A 21,703-nucleotide genomic window follows, 5' to 3' on the forward strand; every position below is an offset into this window, starting at 1 on the left:
CCGCTCACAGCGCGAACGTCACCGACAGGCGGGCCTGTCGCGGTGCGCCGGGGAACAGGTAGTAGTCACCGCCGCTGCTGCCGGTATCGCGCCAGTAGAAGCGGTTGAACACGTTGTCCACCGACAGGTTCCAGGTCACCGCACGCTCGTGCAGGCGATGCTGGAAGCGCAGACCAGCGTCGAACACCGAGTAGTCCGGTGCGCGCACGCCGCCGTCGGCACGTGCGACGTTGGCACCGGCATAACGCCAGCCGCCAGTGACATCCAGGCCCTGCACGAACGGCAGCGCATAGGCCACATGCACGCTGGCCCGCACCTTCGGCACATTCACCAGCTGATGGCCTTCATAAGCCGGCGTGCCGGTGTCGCGCGCACGCGCCTGCAGCACGCTGGCACTGGCCACGATCTGCAATGCATCGGTCAGCTGGCCGTTGGCGGTCAGCTCCAGGCCGGTGTGGGTCTGGGTGCCTTCCTCGACGAAGGTGTAGCCCACGTCGCTGTTGTCCGGCCTGGCGTACTGGTACGGCTGCGAAATGCGGAACACGGCCGCACCCAGGGTCAACGCCTCGACCGGTACGTACTTCACGCCCACTTCCAGCTGGCGCGACTGCACCGACGGCAGGAAGGTGTCGGCATTGCTGGTCCAGAACGGCGCTTCCTGGCCCAGCGAAATGCCGCGCACGTAACTGGCATAGGCGTTGAACTGGTCGGTGGCCTTCCACACCAGCGCGGTCTGCGGCAGGAAGCGCGACAGGCGGCTGTGGCGCTGCGGGGTGCCGCGCTTGTCGTAGGCGCGCTCGTCGAGGCGCACGAAGCGGCCACCGGCCAGCCACTGCCAGTCGTCACCGAAGCTGATCCGGTCCAGCGCGAAGAAGGCGGTCTGGCGGCTGTCCAGGCGGCGTGCGGACGGGCCGGGCATCTTCGGCGACGGTTCGAACACCGGCACCGGTGCCTCGTGGATGTTGGTGGTGCCGACGTACTCGTTGACGCTGGGGCGCTTGTCCACGGTGCGGCGGAAGTAGTCGGCACCGAGGGTCAGCTCATGGCCGACGCTGCCGGTCTCGAAACGGCCGCGCAGCTCGGCACGGGCCTGCTGGTTGCGGCGGGTGTCGCCCGGGCTGCGGTAGTCGTAGACGTCGTAGTCGCCATTGGGCGCGAAGTAGTTGCCCGGCACGCTGCCATCGGCGCATTGCGTGGCGTAGTAGCAGCCGTAGGCGAAGGCGACGTTGTCGTCGATCACCGACCGGCTGTGGCCGACCGACACGCGCGACTGCCAGGCGTCATTGAAGTCGTAGGTGTGCAGTGCGGTGATGTTGGTGCTGGCGATATCCACCGGGCGCTGCCACGGCTGGTAGCCGAGCAGGTGCTCGCGGTCGACGCCGCGCGGCAGGTCACGCGCGCCCAGCAGCTGGTAGCCGGACACCGAACGCTGCGAGCTGGTCTGGTAGTTGGCATCCACTTCCAGCTTGCCGCGTTCGCCGATCAGCCAGTCGGCCGCCAGCGAGTAGAAATTGCGGCGGCCATCGGCGTGCTCGACATAGGAATTGCTGGAATCCCACGCGGCATTCAGGCGCAGGCCGAAGCGCGGGGTGATCCAGTGGCCGACATCGACGGCGACGTAGCGCGAGCCTTCCGAATCGGTGCCGAGCGTGGCGGTGCGCACTTCGGCCGGGCGCTTGCCGATGTAGTTGATGATGCCACCCGGTGCCATCACGCCTGCGGCCAGGCCGGCTTCACCCTTGAGGATCTCCACCGACTGCACGTTCTCCAGCGCCAGGCGCTGTTCGCCGGCGATGGACAGGCCGTTGAAGCGGTAGCCGGTGGCGGCGTCCAGCGCGAAGCCACGGATGGCGATGTTCTGGTAGTAGCCCACCGGCGCATACGCATCACCCAGCGAGGCATCGTTGCTGGCCAGCTCGGACAGCGAACGCACCTGGCGGCGATCGAGGTAGTCGCGCTCGAGCACGTTCACCGAGGCCGGCGTGTCCTTCCAGCTGCCGCCACCGAAGGCGTTCACGCGCGAGGTATCGGCCTTCGGTTTGCCGGCCTGCACGCGCACCGCTGCCAGTTCGGTCGGCGAGCGTTCGGCGCCATTGGCAGCCGCATCAGGGGACGCCTCGGCCTCGCTGGCGTGCAGCGGCAGCGCGGCGCAGAGGGCGAGGGAGAGCAGGGTGGGGCGAAGGCAGCGGTTCATTCGATTCGTCTTCGGACAACAAGGGAGACGAAGCGACGGCGCGCAGGTGCACCGGCCCATGACGGGGGTGTGGCTGCGGCTCAAAGCTCCCTACGCCGGTGCAAACCGGATCAGGTTCCAAGGGACTCTCTCAGCCTGGCAGATCCAGGCACCCCCGCTTCAGGTGACCATTTCACTACAAATGGTACGGATTTGCGAGCCGGCGCCCTTCAGGCTGCCGCGTGCAGGGCCTGCAGCAGTGCCTGTCCCGGCGCGCTGTGGAACCACGCCGGGTGCCCCAGCATGAAGGGCTGCCACGCCACGTCGGCATTTGCGGTCGAGCCGGTGACACCTTCGAAGTACTCCACTTCGGACAGTGCGAAGTCGAAATGGACCATCGGCAGCAGGTCGGCCAGCAGGTGCACGCGTGCCGCCGACAGCGGCAGTACCTGGCGGTAGCCGTCGAGCAGGGCCAGCGCGATATCGATGCGCACCGCCTCCATGCCGCGCTCCAGCTCCAGCCACGCCACCGCGTTGCGCTCGATCGCGGTGGCGAGGTCGAACAGTGCGCTGGTGGGCGAGGCCAGGCCGAAATCCAGCACGGTGCTGATCTGCCCATCGCGCCACAGCAGGTTGGAAACATGCCAGTCGTTGTGGGCCCACAGCCGCGGCTCGTCGCGCAGGCGCCTGGCCAGGCCGGCATGCCACGGCAACACGTCACGCTGCAGCTGCGCTTCCCACGGAATGCGCGCGAGATAGCGGGCCAGCCCGGGGCGCTCGTGCAGTCCTGCCTTGATGGCCGCGACCGGATCGTCGGCGCGGATCAGATCGTCGCGCGCGACCAGCACATGGGTGCTGCGCTGGGGCGCGTGGTAGCTGGCTGCGGCACGGTGCAGCTGTGCGAGTGCGCGTCCGGCTTCACGGGCCTGCGCGATATCGGTCAGCAGCGACCACGACACCGCGTCGCGATACAGGTCCTCACCGACGCCAACCGCATGCAGCTCGAAGGTCCATTCGCCATGCTCGACGGCAGTGTGGCCATCGGTGGCCGGCAGCACCTGTACTACCGGCACGCCGGCGGCGGCGAGATGGGCGATGAAGTGGTGTTCTTCTTCCAGGCAGGCCGCACTGCGCACGCTGTGGTGGTGGCGCTTGATGAACAGCGCGCCGTCCACGCCGTCGACGATGGCGGCGGCCGACAGCGGTCGGGGGCTGTGCCAGCGCGGTTGGCTGTGCTCGCCCAGCTGCGGGTAACGCCGGCGCAGCCACGCGATGTCCGCCGCGCTGATCGGTGGCCAGTCGGCAGCGACCTCGTCGTTGTTGAGGCCCTGCACGCGGTGGGAAGAAGAATTCATGCCGCAGCCCCGGTGGGGAAAGTCACATCCAAGGCTGCGCATTCAACGCCATGCACGCGGCCAACGCAAACGGGCGGGTCATCGACCCGCCCGTCCGTGCATCAGCTGCGGTGATGCCGCCGCGCGGCCTACCAGCCGCGATGGCGGCCGCGGTCGTGGTAGTAGCGGTTGTCGTAGTAGCGCTCGCGCTGCCAGCGACGGTCGTCACCGCGGTCGTAGTAGCCGCTGCGGTAGTAGCCACGGTCGTAACGGCGATCGTAGCGGTCGTCGTAACGGCGATTGTCGTAGTAACGACGGTCGCGGCGGTCGGAGGTCGTCAGGTTGCCGATCGCCCCGCCGGCCACGGCGCCGCCCACGGTGGCGGCAGGATCGCCGTTGGAGAGCAGGTTGCCGGCCACGCCACCGACCACGGCGCCGACCAGGGTGCGCTTGTCCTTCCTCGACATCGCGCTGGCATCGCTGACCACGGCCACACCGGCCACCAGTGCCAGAGCCATCGCCAGACCACGGAAGCTGAGTGCGGAAGTACTGAGCATGTAAGTTCTCCTGTGAGGTGCATGCCACGCTGGGCAGGGAGGGCGCGGGGCGCCCCGGCTGCCGTGGTGTCCACGCTGGCGTTCCAACGTTGCCGGAACATTGCCTGGTCCACCGTGCGGCTTGCGCATTCATCTAGCGGCAGGTGGCATGAAGCGAGGCTGAAAGCGGCCTCGGCCGCTCAGCTGGCAGAAAGGGAAAAGGCCACGCGGACGTGGCCCTCCCTTCTCTCCCAAGGCGCTGCGGGCTTAGATGCCCATCGCCTTCTGTGCCTGCCGGGCCTGCTCCTGCTGGGCATCCTGCTGCTGGTGCAGCACATTGGGCGCACCCTGCACGGCACCACTGCTGAGCGCAAGGCTCTGCTCGCTGGCGGCACGGGTATCCACCGCCACGCGGCTGGCGGCGGGGTCACCGATCGTGCCCTGCACGGCAAACAGGCGCTCACCGTTCGGGCTCGGCACCACCGTGTCGATGCGCTGCAGGCCGGCGGCATGCGCCTCCTTGGTCAGGGCCGCAGCGGCGCTTTCCAGCGCGTGGCGATCCTTGAAGGTGCCTGCCGGCATCAGTTCCAGACCCTTGCTGGCCTGGATGAACAATGGATTGCGCGGGTGCCGCTCGTCGTTCAGCAACGGCCGTTCGCGGGCGTCCTTGATCGCCTCCAGGGTCTTCGCCCCGACAATGCCGTCGGCCACCAGGCCGTTGTCTTTCTGCAGCTGGCGCACCGCCGCGTCGGTGTTGCGGCCGAAGCGGCCATCCTCGACCAGCGGCTTGCCGTCGGCACCGACGTAGCCGAGGTGGCCCAGCTGCTCCTGCACCCTGCGCACGCCCTCGCTGTGCGCACCCTGCTTGTACAGTTCGGCGTGCGGGGTGGCAGCGGCCTTGTGCTCGGCCGCAGGCTTGCCCTGTGTCTGCTCGTGCGACTGGGTGCGGTTTTCCAGCAGGTCGCGCGCCTTGGACAGCGGATCGGAGGCGTACAGCTTCCAGTTCGGGTGGTCCTTCACCTGCTTGAGGTAGTCCTCGACCGGCATGGTGTGCACGCCCTTGCTGCCGGTGGACTGGCTGATCAGCAGCTTGTCGGTGTTGGGGTCGCGCACCACCATCACAATGTGGTCGATGCCGTTCCAGTGCTCATGGCGGGTCTTGGCCGTATCCAGGCCGATGATCATGCCTTCCTTCAGCGCATCGGGCTTCAGGATCGCGTCGCGGTCCAGCAGCACGCCGGACTGGTCGAACGCCTTGCGCACGATGCCGCCGGAACCCAGGTTGCCCAGGTCGATGCGATCAGCCTTGCTGAACACCGCATGCCCGGCCTTCTGGTTGATCTCGTCCATGGTCCGGTTCTGCAGCGTGCCGACCCAACCGGAACAGTCGATGTAACCCTGCTCCACGTTCTTGCCGGTCTTGCCCGGCACGTACAGCGCGTGACCCGGGATGTTGATGGCGTACTTGACGTGGTCGTACTTCACGCCGGCCTCGTAGGCGGCCTGCAGTTCGATGCCCGGCTTCGGCGCGGCAGCGGCTGTTGCGGTTGCCGCCAACGTGGCAGCACCGGCCGCTACGGCTGCGCTGACCTGTGCGGGCGCTGCCGCGGTCTGGCCCTGGCCCTGCGCCACCGCCTGCGGTTCGATGTTCTTTTCCGGAATGCTGATCGCCGCGTACTTGTGGATGTAGTAGCTGGAGAACGTCCGCGCCAGGTCACCATCGTTCATGCCGCGCATCTCGGCCAGGGTGTGGCCGGTCAGCGCCTTCGCGTCGGAACCGATCTGGTTCAGCACGTTGCGGCGCATGTTGATCTCTTCGCCGTGGCTGTTGCGCACCACGCCGAAGGTGCCGGTGGCAATGGCGGTCTGCACCGAGCCATAGCCGGCGCTGCCCTGCTGGTGGGCCAGGTACAGGTCCAGGCCGGTGGGCGTGTTGCCCCCGGACAGGTACGGGTTGCCGGTGCGCTCGTTGCGGCGCGCCATCGAGTCCAGGTTGTCCTGGTACATCTGCGCGGCCGCCTCGGTGTTGCGGGTGGGGTCGAACTCGTGGCCGGTCAGGTGGTACTGGCGCGCGGAGCCGGGCACGAACTGGAACAGGCCCTTGGCGCCGGACGAGGTGTTGTGGGCGCGCTCGTTGAAGGTGCCGCCCGTCTCGATGTGCGCGAAGCGCATGAAGTCATCGACCGGAATGCCTTTCTGCCGGGCGACCTGCTCGACGATGTCCAGGACTTCCTTTCTGCTGTAGTCATGCTGTGCCATGACGTTTTCCTCGGGGTTGATGGAGCGGCGCATGCCGCGAATCGCCAACCGGACTCATCCGTGAGTCAAGAACATGTCGGTCAACAGGGAACCCGCGCGTGGCGGGTGCTATCAGGGCGCGACGTACTGCTGGGTCGCGCTGTCGAAGGTGTAGTGCACGGCGTCGCTGGCACCCAGGGCGCGGGTCTTGCCGGGGCCTTCGATGGTGGTGCCCTTGAAGGTCACGGTCAGGCGCGGCAGGCCGTTGCCCTCGGCAGCGAAGGCCAGTTCGCCGTCGCTGCCGGTGCAGGGCATCACGTTGCCTTCGTCGCAGGCCGCGCTGTTGTCCTCACCGGTGCGCACCGAGCCGACATAGCGCCAGACCTTGCTGTCCACGTCGTCTTCGCTGCGCTTGGGGTTGAACAGCAGCAGCGCATAGCCGGTGCTGCTGATGCCGCGGTCGAAGCTGCGGGTCGGCACCGCCAGCAGCAGGCGGCCGTCGGTGGTGCGATGTTCAAGCGGCTTGCGCCGGGTATCGACATCGTCGGCCTTGTCGTACGCGCCCAGTGCGCCGATGGTCCATTCCTGGCCACGGAACTTCCATGGCTTCCTGGCGTCGGTGCCGGCCAGCACGAAGGTGGCCTCGGCGAGGTTGGCGCGGTCATCCGGACCGGCCGGCGTCTGCTCGCCCGGCTTGCCGTAGTGCTCGCGGGTATCCCAGGAGAAACCCGTGTAGTACGTGGTGCCATCGAGGGTGAAGGTGTGGCCGAACCAGAAGGTCGCCACGCTGCCGTTCTGGACCTCATAGGAGGTCGCGCCATCGCCGTCCACCTGGTAGGTGAAATACATGACGGTCGGCGCGTCGGGCGGGGTGACGGCGGCATCGGGGGTGGGGGTCTGCATCGGGGCAACATCCTGTCGGGGCGCATTGGCAGCCTGCGCAGGAGCGCCGGGCTGGGAGGACGAGGGGGCCGGATCGGCGGCGCTGCAGGCGGCAGCGGAAAGAGAGACGAGCAGGCACGCCGCGAATGCGCGTAGGGGCCGCACCGGCAGGGTCCAACGTAGCTTGGGGGGATGATGCATGCGCCTCTCCATGGTCAGCGTTGCCGGGCCAGACGGCCGGCAGGAAACCGCACCCCATCCACCAGGGACGGGAGCGAGGACATGAGCCGGTCGATTCCTTCGACCTCGCATTGAGAACTCATGCCGGGCCATCTTGGCACAGATCGGCGGCGGGTCAAAGAGGGCGGTGGCAGATGCCCTTCTTGTGTGATCTGGCTCTCAGATATTGCCGTCGCGCAGGTAATCGAACAGCTCGGCGTCGCCCTTCAGGCCCAGTTTGAGCATGGCGTCACCCTTCTGCCGGCTGATGGTGCTGACGCTCTTGTGCAGCTGCAGCGAGATTTCCTTCACGGTCATGCCGGTGCCCAGCAGCCGCAGCACCTCCACTTCGCGTGGCGACAGCGGCTTGCCGTCGCCCTCGCGCATGCGCCAGCTGCCGGCGGCCTCGACCCGCTCGCGCAGGCTTCGGCTGATGTAGGGCTGGCCCCGGTAGACCGACTGGATGGCCTGCGGCAGTTCGTCCATCGACGAACTCTTGTCGACCAGGCCGAGCACGCCGCTGTCGAGCACCATGCGCAGGATCGCCAGGTTGTTGGAGACACTGAGCATCAGTACCGGCAGGTCGGGATGGCGGCGGCGGATCATGCCGATCATGGCGAAGCCGTCGGCCTGTGGGCTGCCCGGCATGGAGTAGTCGGTGACCAGCAGGTCGCAGGGCTGGCTGCCAAGCAGGGCCATCAGCGCCTGTGCACTGTCGGCTTCGCCGACCACGCGGCCAACCCCGCTCGATTCGATGACGGCGCGGGTACCGATACGGACCACCGGGTGGTCGTCTGCGATGATGATGCGCAAGCTCATGCTCTAGTATGACCACCGGGCAGGCCGGGCCGCGACCATCGCGGCTCCTGGCAGATTCTAGGAGATCGACGCCGATGCGTAGCTGGGCTGTTCGCGGGCTGGTCCTGCTGCTGGCCGTGCTGGCGTTGCCTGCAGCGCTGGCACAGGCGGTGCCTGGACCGTTGCCGCTCACCCCGCTGCAGCGCGAGTACGTTGCCGCGCATCCGAGCATCGTCGTGGGCCAGTATGACAGTGGCTGGCCGCCGTTCGAGTCCCTCCGTGATGGCCAGCAGGTCGGCCTCGGACCCGATTATCTGTCGCTTCTCGCCCGTCAGCTAGGCATGAAGGTCGAGGCGAGGCGCTATTCCGACTGGACATCCGTGCTGGATGCGGCATGTCGTGGTGAGATCGACGTGGTGATGAATGTCGGTCTCAGTGCCGACCGCACCCGCTGCATGGTCTATACCGCCGCCTATGGCGAGGCGCCGCTGGCCCTGGTGGGACGCCCGGATGACCTGCGTGCCTCCGACATCCCCGACCTGGATGGACTGCGGGTGGTGATCGAGCAGGACTTCCTGACCGGCCCGCAGGTACGGGCGCGCTTCCCCCGGGCACGACAGCTTGTCGCAAACAGCTCGCTGGCGGCGCTGGAGATGGTCAGAGACGACAAGGCTGACGTTTACATCGGCAATGCGTACGTAGCCACCGAACTGATCGCCCGCGAGGACCTGCAGGGGGTCGTGCTGCTGCGCCCCAGCGATCTGCCGCCCGAACGGCTGCACTTCGGCATTCCCAACAGCAAGCAGCCGCTGGCCGAAGCGTTGGACCTGGCGCTGGCCGCGACCAGCCAGGCCCAGCGCGATGCGCTGGTGCAGCGCTGGCTGCCACCTCCGCGGTGGTCGGCATCGGCACAGCTGGCGCTGAGCCAGGCCGAGAAGCGGGTACTGGAGCAGCCGTTGAAGATCGGCTTCGCGCCGAACGCGGCGCCGCTGTCGTTCGCGGACCAGGATGGCAGACCCAGCGGCCTGGCCAGCGAATACCTGCGGCGTTTGCTGCAGGCCGGCGCCAACCTGCAGGTGGAAAACAGCCATGACTGGTACGAGGTGCGCGAGAAGGCACGCCGCGGCGAGCTGCAGGCGGTAATGGGCATTCCTGCCGATTCGCGCTACCTGGGCCCGGACTGGGTGTTCAGCCAGCCCTTCATCAGCGTGCCGAACGTGATCGTCAGCCAGCGTGACAGCCCGGCGCTGCTGGGCCTGTCCGACCTGCAGGGCAGGCGGGTGCTGCTGTCCGATCCGGAGCGTGTGCGTGGCTATGTGCTGCAGCAGGCACCGCAGGCCCGGATCATCGCGGCGCGCAGCGCGGAACAGGCCCTGCAGCGCCTGATCAATGGCGACGCCGATGCCTATGTAGGCAATCTGGCCGTGGTTGACCATCTGCTGCGCAGCCGCTTCCCGGGGCGCCTGCAGGTGGTCGCACCGGCTGGCTTCAACGATCAGCTGGTGCTGGCTGTCGAGCGCCGCCATGCCGCCCTGGCCACTACTTTCGACCGCCTGCTGCTGCAGATGACCCCACGCCAGCGCGAGGCCCTGCGCGGCGACTGGCTGGCCGTCGAATATCGCAACGGGCTCGACTGGACCCGCGTGGCGCGCTGGGGCGTGCCGCTGCTGCTGGTGCTGCTCACCGCGCTGCTGGTGCACGCCATCGGGCATTGGCGGCTGCGCCGCGAGGTGGCCGGGCGACGTCATCTGGAACAGCGCCTGGCCGAAGTCACCGACAACCTGCCCGCCGTGGTCTATCAGGCGCGCCGTGCGGCAGACGGAACCCTCAGCTTCCCGTTCATTGCCGGTGACCTGCAGGCGTTGTTCGGAATCAGCCGGCAGCAGGCCGAACAGGATGCAACGTGCCTGCTGGAGCGCATCGAGGAAGACGACCGCGAGCACATCCTGCATGCGGTCGAGCAGGCGGCGCGCCAGTTCGCACCGCTCATTCTGGAATTCCGGCTGCGACCTGAAGGTGCCGGCGCGCGCTGGGTGCGCAGCCAGGCCCATCCCTATGCGGCCGAAGCAGGTGCGGTGACCTGGAGTGGTTACTGGGTGGATGTCAGCGAGGCGCGTGCGCAGGCCGAGGCCCTGACTGCGGCCAAGGCCGACGCTGAACAGGCCGCGGAAGCGAAGTCGCGTTTCCTGGCAACCATGAGCCATGAGATCCGCACGCCGATGAGTGGCGTGCTGGGCATGCTGGAGGTGCTGGCGCATTCGCCGCTGGATGCCGAGCAGCAGCGCATCCTGGGGGTGATCGAGGATTCGGCGCAGATGCTGCGGCAGATCCTCGACGACATCCTCGATTACTCGCGGCTGGAGGCCGGCGCGCTGCGCCTGGAACCGGTGCCGCAGCCGCTGCGGCCATTGCTGGAAAGCGTGTGCCGGTTGTTGTCGGCGCAGGCCAGTGCGCGTGAGCTGGATCTGCACGTGCAGATCGACCCGCAGCTGGCGGCCGCGCACGAAGTGGATGGTGTGCGCCTGCGTCAGATCGTGTTCAACCTGCTCAGCAACGCCATCAAGTTCACCGTGCGCGGCGAAGTGCGGCTGCAGCTGGAAGTGCTGGGGCCGACCGCCGAGGACGGCAGCCAGCCGCTGTGCCTGAGCGTCACCGACACCGGCATCGGCATCGCACCGGAAAAGCTGCAGCACCTGTTTGCGCCGTTCACCCAGGCCGGTGCGTACATCCAGCGCGACCATGGTGGTACCGGCCTGGGCCTGAGCATCTGCCAGCGCCTGGTGCAGATGATGGATGGCGAGCTGGAGCTGCACAGCACGCTGGGTGAGGGCACCCGCGCCGAGGTGCGGCTGTCGCTGGTGGAAGCCAGCAGTGGTGATGTTGAAGCGTTGGTCGCTGAGCAGGAACAAGCGGCGCTGCTGCCGCCGGCGCTGCGCGAGGCACGCGTGCTGGTGATCGAAGATCATCCGACCAACCAGGCGATGATGGCCTGGCGCCTGCAGCAACTGGGCGTGCCGCATGTGCTGGTCGGCGATGGCCAGCAGGGGCTGGATCGGTTGGCGTCGGAGCCGTTCGATCTGGTCATCACCGATTGCCGGATGCCGGTGCTGGATGGCTTCGCATTCACCCGCCTGCTGCGCGAACGCGAGGGCCGCAACGGCCAGCCGCGGCTGACCGTATTGGCGCTGACCGCCAGTGTGCTGGACGACGATGCGCGTCGTTGCCGTGAGGCCGGCATGGACGAAGTGCTGGCCAAGCCGTTGTCACTGGCCACGCTGCGTACCGCGCTGCTGCGCTGGTTGCCGCAGGCGCAGGGACAGTCGTTTGAGGAGCTGGCCGAGTCCGCTGCCGACGATGGTGGGACGCTGCCCGATCTGGACAGCCTGCAGCGGCGCTTCGGCTCGCGCGCGGTGGCCGAGCAGCTGCGCGACAGCCTGTTGCAGGCCAGCGAAGGTGATCTGGCGGGCGTACGGCGCGCCGTGCAGGCCGGTGACCGCATGTCTGCCGCACTGCACCTGCATCGCCAGGCCGGTGGATTGGGTGCGGTGGGGGCGACGGTGCTGGCCGGGCAGGCCAATGCCCTGGTCGAGCGCCTGCAGGACGCAGCCGAGACCGATCCGGAGCCGTTGTTCGAGGCGGTGGCGGGGTTCGTCGCGCGGCTGCAGCAGCAACTGCAGCGCCTGGCTCACTGAGCCGGCTGCTGCTGCAGGTAGGCGATCACCAGCGCGCGGCGTTCGGCGCTGGGGAAAGCGTTGTACATGCGCGTGCCGGGCACCACGTGGGTGGGCGACTGCAGGAACGCATCCAGGGTCTGCGCGGTCCAGGTGATGTCGGCGCGGCGCATGCCCTCGGAGTAGCCGTAGTCGGGCAGGCTGCCGGCGCGACGACCGATCACGCCGTGCAGGTTCGGCCCGAAGCGGTGGATGCCGCCGGGCTGTACGGTGTGGCAGCCGGCACACAGTTCAAACGCGCGCTGCATGGCCTGCTGGTGCGCCTGTTCCGGCGTGGCCGGAGCCGCAGGCGGGCGCTGGCAGGCCGTGGCCGCCAGGGCCACGACAACGGTGATGGGCAGGCAGAAAGCGCGCATGGGCGGGCAGGATAGCGACGCTGCGGGGCAGGCGGGCTGCGACACGCCGTCGCAGCCCGGAGCAATCACATGCCCGAATAGTTCGGGCCGCCGCCGCCCTGCGGGGTCACCCAGACGATGTTCTGGGTGGGGTCCTTGATGTCGCAGGTCTTGCAGTGCACGCAGTTCTGCGCGTTGATCTGCAGCCGCGCGCTGTCGGCTTCGCCGACGAACTCGTACACGCCGGCCGGGCAGTAGCGCGCTTCCGGACCGGCGTATTCGGCCAGGTTCACCTTCACCGGAATGCTCGGATCCTTCAGCGTCAGGTGGCTGGGCTGGTTCTCGTCGTGGTTGGTGCTGCTCAGGAACACCGAGCTGAGACGATCGAAGGTCAGCACGCCATCGGGCTTGGGGTAGGCGATGCGGGTGTGCTTGGACGCCGGTTCCAGGCAGACATGATCCGGCTGGGTGCGGTGCAGCGTCCACGGCGGATTGCGCACGCCCAGCTTGGGCAGCAGCCACTGCTCCACGCCGGTCATCAGCGTGGCCACGGTCTGGCCCTTCTTGAACCACTGCTTGAAGTTCTTGGCCTGCTGCAGTTCGGTGAACAGCCAGCTGGCTTCGAATGCCTTCGGGTAGGCGCTCAGTTCATCGTGCTGGCGGTCGGCGGCCAGCGCGTCGAACGCGGCGTCGGCGCACAGCATGCCGGTCTTGATCGCCGCGTGGCTGCCCTTGATGCGGCTGGCGTTGAGGTAGCCGGCCTCGCAGCCGACCAGTGCGCCACCCGGGAACACCGTCTTGGGCAGCGACAGCAGGCCACCGGCGGTGATCGCACGCGCGCCGTAACCGATGCGGGTGCCACCCTCCAGGTGCTTGCGGATGGACGGATGTGTCTTGAAGCGCTGGAATTCCTCGAACGGGCTCAGCCACGGATTCTTGTAGTCCAGGCCGACCACGTAGCCGATGGCGACCTTGCCGCCGTCGGCGTGGTACAGGAACGCACCGCCGTAGGTATCGCTGTCCAGCGGCCAGCCGGCGGCATGCACCACCAGGCCCGGCTCATGCTTGGCCGGGTCGATCTGCCACAGCTCCTTGATGCCGATGCCGTAGGCCTGCGGGTCCTTGCCTTCGTCCAGCGTGTAGCGGGCGATCAGCTGGCGGCCGAGGTGGCCGCGCGCGCCTTCGGCGAAGATCGTGTACTTCGCCTGCAGCGCCATGCCGCGTTCGAACGCCGGGCCGATGCTGCCGTCCTTCTCGATGCCCATGTCGCCGGTGGCCACGCCGATCACTTCACCGTTGTCGCCGTACAGCACTTCGGCGGCGGCGAAGCCGGGGAAGATGGCCACTTCCAGCGCCTCGGCCTGCTGCGCCAGCCAACGGGTCACTTCACCCAGGCTGATGATGTAGTTGCCTTCGTTGTGGAAGCACTCCGGCAGCAGCGCGTTGGGCGTGCTGCGTGCGCCGGTTTCGCTGAGGAACAGGAATTCGTCGCGGGTGACCTTCTGCTTCAGCGGTGCGCCGCGCTCGGCCCAGTCCGGGAACAGTTCGGTCAGCGCGCGCGGGTCCATCACCGCACCGGACAGCACGTGGGCGCCTGGTTCGGAGCCCTTTTCCAGCACGCACACCGACAGCTCGCGGCCGGCTTCGATCGCGCGCTGGCGCAGGCGGATCGCGGTGGCCAGGCCGGCGGGGCCGGCGCCGACGATCACCACGTCGAACTCCATTACTTCACGCGGGGGCAGGGCGTTGGCTTCAGCGCTCATCGATTGCATGACTCGTGGGTAGGGCCGGCATCGGGGCCACCGGCGGTGCCTGGGAATCGCGCGTGCGGCCACGGGCGAAACGGTTGTTTGAATGTGTCAGGGTACCGGGACGCGCGTGATCGAGCTAGATAGACGCCGTTCACCGCACGATTGCTGCAGCGCAGCGTAGTGCCTCAGCCCTGGTGGGGGCTAACCCTGGTCGGCACGCGCTGCCCGGATGACCGACAATGGCCGGGTCCTGACTGCGTGTGAGTGCCATGGCTTTGCATCCGTACGATCTGTTCGATGTCCGTTCCCTGCTCAACGAGGAAGAGCGTGCGGTGCAGGAGAGTGTCGCCCGCTTCACCAACGAGCGCGTGCTGCCGATCATCGGCGATGCCTTCGACCAGGCCCGTTTTCCGTCTGAACTGGTGCCGGAGATCGCGTCACTGGGCCTGCTGGGTGCAACGCTGCCGGCCGAGTACGGCGGCGGTGGCCTCGGCGCGGTCAGCTACGGCCTGATCTGCCAGGAGCTGGAGCGCGGCGATTCGGGCCTGCGCAGCTTCGTGTCGGTGCAGAGCTCGCTGTGCATGTACCCGATCTACGCCTATGGCAGCGAGGAACAGCGCCAGCAGTGGCTGCCGGCGATGGCGCGCGGCGAACTGATCGGCTGCTTCGGCCTGACCGAGGCGCATGGGGGTTCCGACCCGGCCAGCATGAAGACCCGCGCCGTGCGCGACGGCAGTGACTGGCGCATCAGCGGCAGCAAGATGTGGATCACCAGCGGCCCGGTGGCCGACCTGGCCATCGTCTGGGCGCAGACCGAGGACGGTATCCAGGGCTTCGTGCTGGAGAAGGGCATGGCCGGCTTCACCACGCAGGAAATCAAGCACAAGATGAGCCTGCGCGCCTCGCTGACCGGTGCGCTGTTCTTCGATGACGTGCGCGTGCCCGACAGCCACCGCCTGCCGAACGTGAAGGGCCTGAAGGGGCCGCTGGGCTGCCTGACCCAGGCCCGCTATGGCATCAGCTGGGGCCCGATCGGCGCGGCGATTGCCTGCCTGGATGAAGCGCTGGGCTACGCCAAGGAGCGCGTGTTGTTCGGTCGCCCGCTGGCGGCGACGCAGAGCGCGCAGATCAAGCTGGCCGAGATGGCCCGCCGCATCACCACCGCCCAGCTGCTGGCCCTGCAACTGGGCCGGCTGAAGGAAGCCGGCCAGCTGCAGCCGCAGCAGGTCAGCCTGGCCAAGTGGAACAACTGCCGCATGGCCATCGACATCGCCCGCGAGTGTCGCGATCTGCTCGGTGGGGCTGGCATCACCACCGAGCATGTGGCGATCCGGCACGCGCTGAACCTGGAATCGGTGATCACCTATGAAGGCACCGAGACCGTGCACCAGCTGGTGATCGGGCGCGAACTGACCGGCATCAACGCGTTCTGAAACCTGGTTCCGGTGGGTGCCAACCTTGGTTGGCACATTCCTTCAGCGCGCGACCGGGCATCGGTGCGGACCAAGGTCCGCACCCACCAGAAGCAGCCCACAGCCACCGGAAGTTCTCAGCAGTCCCCTGGACCTGCCTTTGGTGGGTGCCAACCTTGGTTGGCACATTCCTTCAGCGCGCGGCCAAACATCTGTGCGGACCAAGGTCCGCACCCACCACAAGCGGTCTGCGGCGTTACACGCCGCCGGCAAACCCGTGCTGCCGCCACGCTTCGTACATCACCACGGCAACGGTGTTGGACAGGTTGAGGCTGCGGTTGTCCGGCCGCATCGGCAGGCGCAGGCGGCGGCCATCGGGCAGGGCATCGAGCACGTCCTGCGGCAGGCCGCGGCTTTCGGGGCCGAACAGGAATGCATCACCGTCTTCGAACGCCACGCTGTCATAGCGGACGCTGGCACGCGTACTCAGGGCGAACAACCGCTTTGGTGCGATCCGCGCCAGCGCGGCATCCAGGTCGGGGTGCACCTGCAGGCGCGAGTACTCGTGGTAGTCCAGGCCGGCGCGCTTGAGCTGCTTGTCTTCCAGTGCGAAGCCGAGCGGCTCGACCAGGTGCAGCTGCGCGCCGGTGTTGGCACAGAGCCGGATCACATTGCCCGTGTTGGGCGGGATTTCCGGTTGGAACAGGATCACGTGGAACTGGGGCGCGGCATTCATCGGCGCAGTGTACCTGCGACGGCGGCTGCCTTTACGGCGCACGCCCTGCGCTGGCAGGGCGGCACCGCTTACGGGCGCAGCAGGACCTGGGCGGTTTCGGTGGCCAGGGCCTGCAGGTCGGCGGCGCTCGGACGCACCTGCAGGGCCGGCAGGTTGACGATGACCGAGTTGGCGACGTTGGTGGCGGCGGCAGCCAGGGTCGCGGCGTAGCGCTGGGCTTCCATTTCGGCGGCCAGGGCGACGCGCTGTTCCAGGCTCGGGCGCACTTCCACCGAGGCCAGGGTGGTGATCGGCATCGCGGCCGCAACCGGGGTGGCGACGTAGCCGTTGCGCTCGGCCAGCTGGTCGGCGCTCGGGCGCACTTCCACGGTGGCCAGGGTCGGGATGCCGCTGGCCTGTTCCCAGGCCTGCTGGGCCAGCTGGTCGGCGGCCGGGCGGACCTGCACGGTGGACAGCGTCTTGATGGATTCGGAGGCCTGCACCGACGAAACAACCGCGGTGCCGGCAATCAGGGCGATGGCGATGGCAATGGTCTTGGCGTTCATGACGGGGCCTGTTTAGTGTTTGTGATCAGTGGTGTGGTAGTAAGGTAGTACACCAATTCTGGGCATGCAAGGGAAATTTTCGATTTCCTGCATTTGTTCAGTCTTCAGTCAGCTTTCGTCTGAAGCCCTTCCTGGCGCAGGAAGTACCAAGCAATCCTCGTGCCAACTTTTAGTTGTTGATTTGCAAGGGTTTTGTTCGGGTCGGAAAGTGTCCGGTGGGCGGACACCTGTCCATTCGATGCGCTGCGGACACTGTCCGGACGTTCCTGGCGGGCGCCTGTGACGGGTCAGGCAGGGCAGATCGGCGCCGCGGATGGGGTACAGGGGCAAACACCCCCAGTGACTGCTGGCCGATTCCTGCCGCTGCGTGCGCAGGCTAGGATCGGGGTTCACCTATGTGACCAAGGATCCGGATATGTCTCTCGCCCTTCGCCCGCGCGCTGCACTGCTGGCCGTCGCCCTCAGCACCGCCCTGGGCACGCTTGTGCCTTCCCATGCGCTGGCGGCCAAGCCGGCCGCACCGGCCAAGGTCGATATCCCGTATGAGCAGTTCACCCTGCCCAACGGCCTGCGCGTGATCGTGCATACCGATCGCAAGGCGCCGATCGTCGCGGTCAATGTCTGGTACCACGTGGGCAGCAAGGACGAGCCGGCTGGCCGTACCGGCTTCGCGCACCTGTTCGAACACCTGATGTTCCAGGGCAGCGAAAACCACGACGGCGAATTCTTCGAACCGTTCAAGCAGGTCGGTGCCACCAACCAGAACGGCACCACCAATACCGACCGCACCAACTACTTCGAGAACGTGCCGACCACCGCGCTGGACATGGCGCTGTGGATGGAATCGGACCGCATGGGCCATCTGGTCGGTGCGATCGACCAGGCGGCGCTGGACGAGCAGCGTGGCGTCGTGCAGAACGAGAAGCGCCAGGGCGAGAACCAGCCCTACGGCCAGGCCTGGGACCAGCTCAACAAGGCGCTGTACCCGGTTGGCCACCCGTACCACCACGGCGTGATCGGTTCGATGAACGATCTGAACGCGGCGTCGCTGGATGACGTGAAGACCTGGTTCCGCACCTGGTACGGCCCGAACAACGCGGTGCTGGTGCTGGCCGGCGACATCGACCTGGCCACCGCCAAGGAAAAGGTCGGCAAGTACTTCGGCGCCATCCCGGCCGGCCCGACCATGGCGCAGCCGGCAGTGAACGTGGCCAAGCGCAGCGCCGACACGCGCGAGACGATGACCGACAAGGTGCCGCAGGCGCGCATCTACCGCGCCTGGAACGTGCCGCAGGTCGGCACCACCGATGTCGATCAGCTGCAACTGTTCGCGCAGGTCCTGGGCGGTGCCAAGTCCTCGCGCCTGAGCCAGCGCCTGCAGCACCAGGACAAGCTGGTGGACAGCATCGCGTCGGGCCTGTCGACGTCGCAGCTGGGTTCGAACTTCGTGATCATGGCGACGGTCAAGCAGGGCCAGGACCCGGCCAAGGTCGAGAAGATCATCGACGAGGAACTGGACCGCCTGATCAAGCAGGGCCCGACCGCGGCCGAGCTGGAGCGCGCCAAGACCGGTGCCCGCGCCGGTTTCATCCGCGGCATTGAGCGCATTGGTGGCTTCGGCGGCAAGGCCGACGCACTGGCCGAGTGCGCGGTGTTCACCGGCGACCCGGGCTGCTTCCGCACCTCGCTGGCCAACATCGAGAAGGCCAGTGCTGCTGATCTGAGCCGGCTGGGCGCGCAGTGGCTGGACAAGGGCAGCCACACCCTGGTGATCGCACCGGGTGAGCGCGTGGCGCTGAAGGAAGAGCCGAGCCAGGCGCCGAAGCCGTTCAACGTGCCGGCGGTGGACCCCAAGTACAGCACCCTGCCCGAGCAGGTCGACCGCAAGGCCGGCGTGCCGCAGACCCGCGAGTTCCCGCAGCTGAAGTTCCCGGCGCTGCAGCGCGCCACGCTGAAGAACGGCACCCAGGTGATCCTGGCCGAGCGCCACGAGATTCCGGTGGTGCAGTTCAGCTACCAGTTCCCGGGCGGCTTCAGCGCCGACCAGGGCCGCAAGCCGGGCACCGCCAACTTCACCATGAGCCTGATGACCGAAGGCGCCGGCAAGCTCGGCTCGCTGGCCTTCGCCGATGCCGCCGACGCGCTGGGTGCCAGCCTGGATGCCTCGGCCGGCCTGGACTCGATGAGCGTGGACCTGTCGGCGCTGAAGGAAAATCTGGCACCGTCGCTGGCGCTGTACCGCGACCTGCTGCGTGAGCCGCGCTTCGAGCAGGGCGAGATCGACCGGGTCAAGGCGAGCTGGATCGCCGGCATCCAGCAGGAGAAGGTCAACCCGGGTGCGGTGGCGATGCGCGTGCTGCCGCCGCTGCTGTACGGCAAGGGCCACCCGTATGCCATTCCGTTCACCGGCAGCGGTGACGAAGCGGCGATCAATGGCCTGACCCGCGAAGACCTGGTCGACTTCCACCACGACTGGCTGCGCCCGCAGAACGGCACCCTGATCGTGGTCGGTGACACCACCCTGGCCGAGATCGTGCCGCTGCTGGACAAGCAGCTGGGCGACTGGAAGGCCAGTGGCGACGCCCCGCAGGTGAAGGCGGCCACCGACGTAGCGCTGCCGAAGGGCCCGCGCGTGTTCCTGATCGACCAGCCGGGCGCGGTGCAGGCCAACCTGTTCGCCGGCCAGGTGGTGGCGCCTTCGAGCGCTGCCAGCTCGACCCGCTTCGACATCGCCAACGGCGTCATCGGCGGTGACTTCACCTCGCGCCTGAACATGAACCTGCGTGAAGACAAGCACTGGTCGTACGGTGCACGCAGCAGCGCGGTCAACTCGGTGGGCCAGCGTCCGTGGATGGCCAGCGCGCCGGTGCAGATCGACAAGACCGGTCCGGCGATGGCGGAAATGCGCAAGGAAATCGCCGCGTTCGCCGATGGCAGCAAGCCGGCCACCGCCGACGAGGTGAACCGCATCCGCAACATCCAGACGCTGAGCCTGCCCGGTGCCTACGAGACCGCCAGCGCGGTGGCGTCGACCATCGGTTCGATCGTGCAGTTCAAGCGCCCGGACGACTACGTGCTGCGCCGCAAGGCCGAGATCGAGGCGATGACCCCGGCGCAGGTGCAGCAGGCCGCCGCCGAGATCAAGCCGCAGGCCCTGACCTGGGTGGTGGTGGGTGACCTCAAGCAGACCGAAGCGGCCGTGCGTGCGCTGAACCTGGGCGAGGTGACGGTGATCGATGCCGAAGGCAACCCGGTCAAGAAATAAGGGATGTGCCTGCCCGCCACGGCGGGCAGGTCTCCCGTGGTAGCGCCGGGCCATGCCCGGCGGCTTTCCGGCGGCCAGCCATGCCTCGCTGTGCGCTCGCCGGGCATGGCCCGGCGCTACCGGGGGATCCGACCCCACCCCCGGCTACCCCCGATTCAGGCTGTTCAGGCAGAATCCCCCCATACCCTTCCAGGATCTGCCCATGCGCGTTCTGCTGCTTTCCTCCCTGCTGCTCACCGTCACCGCCTGTACCTGGGTGCCGATCGAACCGGCCGGCAAGGCAACCCGCGTGCTGCCGGCAGGCCCGGTTCCCGCCGGCTGCATCGCCAAGGGCGAGGTGGTGGTCACCGTGAAGAGCAAGGTCGGCTTCTACAACCGCAACCCGCTGCGGGTGCAGGAAGAGCTGGAAACCCTGGCCCGCAACGAGGCCCCGAGCGCCGGCGCCAATGCCGTGCAGGCCGCTGCGGCCCCGGCCGATGGCAGCCAGCGCTTCGCCGCCTTCCAGTGCCCGCCGCGCTGAACGCTTCACCATACGGGCAAGGCTGAATTCGTAAAGATGCGGTGAAAGCCCGGGGGTTATAGAATAGCGCCCCCTTTTGCCTGAGCCTTGGCGCTAACCTCGATGCTCTTCAAGAATGTCTCGATCGCCGGCCTGGCACACGTCGACGCGCCGCATACGCTGACGACCAAGGAAATCAACGAACGCCTGCAGCCGACGTTGGATCGCCTCGGTATCCGCACCGACGTGCTCGGCGATATCGCCGGCATCCATGCCCGCCGCCTGTGGGACAACGGCGTGCTGGCGTCGGACGCCGCCACCATGGCCGGCCGCAAGGCACTGGAAGACGCGGGCATCACCGCGACCCAGGTCGGCCTGCTGGTCAACACATCGGTCAGCCGTGACTACCTGGAGCCGTCCACGGCCTCCATCGTGTCCGGCAACCTCGGCGTCAGCGACGAATGCATGACCTTCGACGTCGCCAATGCCTGCCTGGCCTTCATCAACGGCATGGATATCGCGGCGCGCATGATCGAGCGCGGCGATATCGACTACGCGCTGGTGGTGGATGGCGAGACCGCCAACCTGGTGTACGAGAAGACCCTGGAGCGCATGACCGCCCCGGACGTCACCGCTGACGATTTCCGCAACGAGCTGGCGGCGCTGACCACCGGTTCGGGTGCTGCGGCCATGGTGATGGCGCGCTCGGAGCTGGTGCCGGACGCCCCGCGCTACAAGGGCGGCGTGACCCGCTCGGCCACCGAGTGGAACCAGCTGTGCCTGGGCAACCTGGACCGCATGGTCACCGATACCCGCCTGCTGCTGATCGAAGGCATCAAGCTGGCGCAGAAGACCTTCAGCGCCGCCAAGATTGCACTCGGCTGGGCCGTGGAAGAGCTGGACCAGTTCGTGATCCACCAGGTCAGCCAGCCGCACACTGCCGCGTTCATCAAGAACTTCGGCATCGACCCGAAGAAGGTCATGACCATCTTCGGCGAGCACGGCAACATCGGCCCGGCCTCGGTGCCGATCGTGCTGAGCAAGCTCAAGCAGCTGGGCAAGCTGAAGAAGGGCGATCGCATCGCGCTTCTGGGCATTGGTTCCGGCCTGAACTGTTCGATGGCTGAAGTGGTCTGGTAAGCAGCCCGCTGCCCGACCTCCTGTAGAGCCGAGCCATGCTCGGCTCACGCGCGCAGCGCGGCTCTTCCGCAGCGGACCGGAGAGCAGCCGAGCATCGGCTCGGCTCTAC

15 protein-coding genes and 1 riboswitch are annotated in these 21,703 nt (G+C 67.5%); of the genes, 5 read left to right on the plus strand and 10 right to left on the minus strand.

Annotated elements, in window-relative coordinates:
* Positions 1 to 4: 4 nt before the first annotated feature.
* From GOC52_RS00765 to GOC52_RS00790, 6 genes are all read right to left on the minus strand, one after another.
* Positions 5 to 2,194 (minus strand): TonB-dependent receptor, encoded by a 2,190-nt coding sequence (locus GOC52_RS00765; RefSeq protein ID WP_191850432.1) that lies wholly within the window; start codon positions 2,192 to 2,194, stop codon positions 5 to 7.
* Between the two features lie 70 nt (positions 2,195 to 2,264).
* Positions 2,265 to 2,360, minus strand: a riboswitch (TPP riboswitch).
* 43 nt (positions 2,361 to 2,403) lie between these two features.
* On the minus strand, positions 2,404 to 3,528 hold the full coding sequence (locus GOC52_RS00770; RefSeq protein WP_049410037.1) for a phosphotransferase enzyme family protein: 1,125 nt from the start codon (positions 3,526 to 3,528) through the stop codon (positions 2,404 to 2,406).
* Positions 3,529 to 3,656: 128 nt separating this feature from the next.
* A complete protein-coding gene (locus tag GOC52_RS00775; protein ID WP_005411889.1) occupies positions 3,657 to 4,064 on the minus strand; it encodes a glycine zipper 2TM domain-containing protein in 408 nt (135 codons plus the stop codon).
* Between the two features lie 246 nt (positions 4,065 to 4,310).
* The gene (locus GOC52_RS00780) at positions 4,311 to 6,302 is read right to left on the minus strand and encodes a peptidoglycan-binding protein (protein ID WP_191850435.1); all 1,992 of its coding nucleotides are present in this window, start codon (positions 6,300 to 6,302) and stop codon (positions 4,311 to 4,313) included.
* Between the two features lie 111 nt (positions 6,303 to 6,413).
* Complete coding sequence (locus tag GOC52_RS00785) at positions 6,414 to 7,184, minus strand: hypothetical protein (RefSeq protein ID WP_191850437.1); 771 nt, start codon at positions 7,182 to 7,184, stop codon at positions 6,414 to 6,416.
* A 378-nt stretch (positions 7,185 to 7,562) separates the two neighbouring features.
* Positions 7,563 to 8,201 carry a response regulator transcription factor gene (locus GOC52_RS00790; RefSeq protein ID WP_010487129.1) on the minus strand — a complete coding sequence of 213 codons (639 nt, stop codon included), beginning with the start codon at positions 8,199 to 8,201 and terminating at the stop codon, positions 7,563 to 7,565.
* 74 nt (positions 8,202 to 8,275) lie between these two features.
* Between GOC52_RS00790 and GOC52_RS00795 the strand changes: the two genes are divergently transcribed.
* Complete coding sequence (locus GOC52_RS00795) at positions 8,276 to 11,872, plus strand: ATP-binding protein (protein WP_191850439.1); 3,597 nt, start codon at positions 8,276 to 8,278, stop codon at positions 11,870 to 11,872.
* Here GOC52_RS00795 and GOC52_RS00800 read toward each other — a convergent pair.
* Positions 11,866 to 12,267 (minus strand): c-type cytochrome, encoded by a 402-nt coding sequence (locus GOC52_RS00800; RefSeq protein ID WP_019338385.1) that lies wholly within the window; start codon positions 12,265 to 12,267, stop codon positions 11,866 to 11,868. The genes GOC52_RS00795 and GOC52_RS00800 overlap by 7 nt on opposite strands.
* A 65-nt stretch (positions 12,268 to 12,332) precedes the next feature.
* Positions 12,333 to 14,009 (minus strand): electron transfer flavoprotein-ubiquinone oxidoreductase, encoded by a 1,677-nt coding sequence (locus GOC52_RS00805; RefSeq protein WP_019338386.1) that lies wholly within the window; start codon positions 14,007 to 14,009, stop codon positions 12,333 to 12,335.
* A 257-nt stretch (positions 14,010 to 14,266) separates the two neighbouring features.
* Between GOC52_RS00805 and GOC52_RS00810 the strand changes: the two genes are divergently transcribed.
* Positions 14,267 to 15,430, plus strand: a complete 1,164-nt coding sequence (locus tag GOC52_RS00810) for an acyl-CoA dehydrogenase family protein (protein ID WP_043400717.1) — start codon at positions 14,267 to 14,269, stop codon at positions 15,428 to 15,430.
* Positions 15,431 to 15,665: 235 nt separating this feature from the next.
* Here the strand turns inward: GOC52_RS00810 and GOC52_RS00815 are convergent, their stop codons facing one another.
* Both GOC52_RS00815 and GOC52_RS00820 read right to left on the minus strand, forming a co-directional pair.
* On the minus strand, positions 15,666 to 16,145 hold the full coding sequence (locus tag GOC52_RS00815; protein WP_043400685.1) for a tRNA (cytidine(34)-2'-O)-methyltransferase: 480 nt from the start codon (positions 16,143 to 16,145) through the stop codon (positions 15,666 to 15,668).
* 68 nt (positions 16,146 to 16,213) lie between these two features.
* A complete protein-coding gene (locus tag GOC52_RS00820; protein WP_049435448.1) occupies positions 16,214 to 16,690 on the minus strand; it encodes an XAC0231 family protein in 477 nt (158 codons plus the stop codon).
* A gap of 415 nt (positions 16,691 to 17,105) precedes the next feature.
* On the opposite strand from GOC52_RS00820, the gene GOC52_RS00825 reads away from it, so the two are divergent.
* From GOC52_RS00825 to GOC52_RS00835, 3 genes are all read left to right on the plus strand, one after another.
* Entirely contained in the window at positions 17,106 to 19,955 is a 2,850-nt protein-coding gene (locus GOC52_RS00825) for a M16 family metallopeptidase (RefSeq protein ID WP_191850441.1), read from the plus strand.
* Positions 19,956 to 20,157: 202 nt separating this feature from the next.
* Positions 20,158 to 20,475, plus strand: coding sequence for a DUF4156 domain-containing protein (locus GOC52_RS00830; protein ID WP_005407628.1), 318 nt, complete (start codon positions 20,158 to 20,160; stop codon positions 20,473 to 20,475).
* A gap of 102 nt (positions 20,476 to 20,577) precedes the next feature.
* Positions 20,578 to 21,594: a 3-oxoacyl-ACP synthase III gene (locus GOC52_RS00835; protein WP_010487115.1), complete on the plus strand. Its 1,017-nt coding sequence runs from the start codon at positions 20,578 to 20,580 to the stop codon at positions 21,592 to 21,594.
* Positions 21,595 to 21,703 lie beyond the last annotated feature (109 nt).

Origin of the sequence: Stenotrophomonas sp. SXG-1 (genome assembly GCF_014083965.1) — a bacterium.
Lineage (GTDB): Bacteria > Pseudomonadota > Gammaproteobacteria > Xanthomonadales > Xanthomonadaceae > Stenotrophomonas > Stenotrophomonas geniculata.